At 42.1% G+C, this 2,858-nt stretch carries 2 protein-coding genes; one reads left to right on the forward strand and one right to left on the reverse strand.

All coding sequences use genetic code 11. The annotated features are described in order from the left end of the window. On the reverse strand, positions 1–1,081 hold a 1,081-nt coding region (locus PH235_RS14460), incomplete at its 3' end, for an IS4-like element IS4Bsu1 family transposase (protein WP_272162956.1). A 281-nt stretch (positions 1,082–1,362) separates the two neighbouring features. Between PH235_RS14460 and PH235_RS14465 the strand changes: the two genes are divergently transcribed. Further along, entirely contained in the window at positions 1,363–2,721 is a 1,359-nt protein-coding gene (locus tag PH235_RS14465; protein ID WP_144594447.1) for an IS1182 family transposase, read from the forward strand. Positions 2,722–2,858 lie beyond the last annotated feature (137 nt).

A 2,858-nucleotide genomic window follows, 5' to 3' on the forward strand; every position in this document is an offset into this window, starting at 1 on the left:
CGGATTTCCATGGAGCTGCCTTCAGTAAACGACTAATTTGTAAGTACGTTCTCGAACTATTCGTGTTCAGTTGTGCCAGTACATGCAGGCAATAGACAATCATCGCGATGTACACCTGATTATGCACGCCTTGTTCGCTTTGTGCGTAGAACTTTTTAATAGTCAAGTGCTGCTTCAGCCATTTAAAAAATAGCTCGATTGCCCAGCGCGACTTATATAACTCAGCGATTTCGTCAGCGCTTAAATCAAATCGATTCGTGATCAGATGCAGTTCGTTTCCTTTTGAATCGAGCACTTTGATGAGGCGAAAAGCGTTTTCTGCACGGTTTTGTGGTGTACCAATCAAAACCATTTCATCTGAAAACACAAGCGAGTCTTCAGGCAGTTTAAATGGCTCGATTACACGCATGACAGCGTTTTTTCGTAAGCGTGACACAAAGACATACCCATCGTCTGTCATGCGGTCAAATCGTTCATAATCCAAGTAACCCCGGTCAAAGACGTACATGCATTCTTTGTCGTCAACGAGTACTTCCAGCTGACCACGATCATGTTCTTTCGCGTTTGTCAGCACCGCTTTATCTGGATAGGAACAGCCTTTTTCTGCGTAAACAAGACGTAAATGAAGCTTGATGCCCGACTTTGTTTTACGGAATTCAGCCCACTTATGGTTTTTCAAGTTCAATGGCAACGTACTCGAGTCGATAATTTTCAGTGGTGTTGTCGTTTCTCGGCGCTGCTCATAATGTGATTTCTCGTGAATTTGGGCAACTAAATCCAAAAATACCTGTTGGAACACTTCAGTCGGCACTTGATTTAATCGGCGTCCGAGCTGCGAAAAGCTAATCGCTTCTAAATGCGTCGCTTTTTGAAGGTCGTCAGAAAATAATGTCTCACTGACTGCACGCAGACTCTCGGTTTCATTGAGCTGAGCGAATACGAACAATTTCAAGAATGACGCAATGTGTAGCTTCTTTGTATAGTAATTTAATTGATAGCTTTCAACCAATTCCTCGAGTTTTGTGGAGAAAATCGGTGAAAACCATTGTTCAAATGATGTTTTTCGTGTAAACTTATCCATGCTTATTGTCCTTTATTTTGGATTTGGATGGTTTATTACCGCCCAACCATTATAAAGGCTTTTTTTATGCAAAGATAAAATTACTGAAAATTTAGATTTTTATAAAGCGCTGAATTATTTTAATGCGACACTAGTGATAAATTATATATTTATAACGTTAAAAAAACAAGGATACAATATTGTATCCTTGTTCAGACTGTAGACAAACTGGAAGAAATCCAGTTTGCCTACAGTCTTTTTTATTTTACAATGGAAGTACTACATAACTTGAGGTGATTGACATGCTTTCGAAACATAATCCCATTCAACGAGATCAATTAGAAATGATTACGTTAAATCAATTGGTACCGGCCAGCCACTTGGTTCGTAAAATAGAGGCAGCACTTGATTTTTCGTTCATCTATGACTTGGTGAAGGACATGTATTCAGAAATCGGTCGTCCCAGTATTGATCCTGTCATCTTAATTAAATTGACCTTCCTTCAATACACGTTTGGAATCCGGTCCATGCGCCAAACGATTGAACAAGTGGAAACCAATATGGCCTATCGCTGGTTCCTTGGGTATGGTTTCCACGATAAAGTGCCTCATTTCTCTACGTTCGGAAAAAACTATGAACGCCGTTTTAAAGATACCGATCTGTTTGAACAGATTTTCTATCGCATCTTAAAGGAAGCTGCCGAGAAAAAGCTAATCAGTGCCGAGCACGTTTTCGTGGATTCGACCCATGTTAAAGCGAGTGCGAACAAACGCAAATTTGAAAAGAAAGTCGTTCGCAAAGAGACACGCGCGTATCAGGAACGCCTTCAAGAAGAGATTAACCAGGACCGGGAAGATCACGGAAAAAAACCATTTCCTCCGGACAAGTTTGAGAAGGAAGAGAAGAAAGAAATCAAAGAAAGCACCACCGATCCAGAGAGTGGTTACTATGTGAAGGATGAACGGACGAAGCAGTTCGCCTATTCTTTTCACGCAGCCGCGGATCGTAACGGTTTTGTGCTTGGCACCATGGTCACACCTGGCAACACACATGATAGTCAGATTTTAGAGCCATTGGTCGGAAAGGTCATCGAGAGAGTCGGAAAGCCTGAAGCGGTCGCCGCAGATGCCGCGTACAAAACTCCTGCGATTACCCGTTACTTATTGGAACAGGGGATGACCCCTGCCTTGCCATACACACGACCACGTACGAAAAAAGGTTTTTTCCGAAAACATGACTATGTGTATGACGAATACTTTGACTGTTATCTTTGCCCGGCAGGTGAGATCTTGGCCTACTCGACAACGAATAAAGAAGGATATCGGGAGTACAAATCGCCAAAACAGATTTGTGCGACATGCCCATTTTTAGCCAGATGTACGGAGAGTAAAGACCACCAGAAAGTGGTGACGCGTCATATTTGGCAGGAATACGTAGAAGAGGCAGACCATCTTCGCTATCACGCAGAGGTGAAAGAGATTTATGCCAAACGTAAAGAAACCATTGAGCGTGTATTCGCAGATGGAAAAGAAAAGCATGGCATGCGTTGGACAACGTTAAGGGGACTTAAAAAATTGTCGATGCAGGCGATGCTTACTTTCGCTGCCATGAACCTGAAGAAGATGGCCAACTGGACGTGGCAAGGTCCAAAAATGGCCTAAATGATGAACTCGAAGAGGTCTGTCTTTTTATTAAATAGCTTCAAATCCCATAAAAAGCTAAAAAGGGGTTCGGAATGAGACCATTCCGAATCCCTTTTGTCGACAAACTGAAGGATACAATATTGTATCCTTGTTTT

Source organism: Trichococcus sp. K1Tr (genome assembly GCF_028309625.1).
Taxonomy (GTDB): domain Bacteria; phylum Bacillota; class Bacilli; order Lactobacillales; family Aerococcaceae; genus Trichococcus.

Excerpts from the sequence above, each read along its gene's own strand:
- PH235_RS14465 (WP_144594447.1), top strand. The coding sequence starts at position 1,363 with ATGCTTTCGAAACATAATCCCATTCAACGAGATCAATTAGAAATGATT.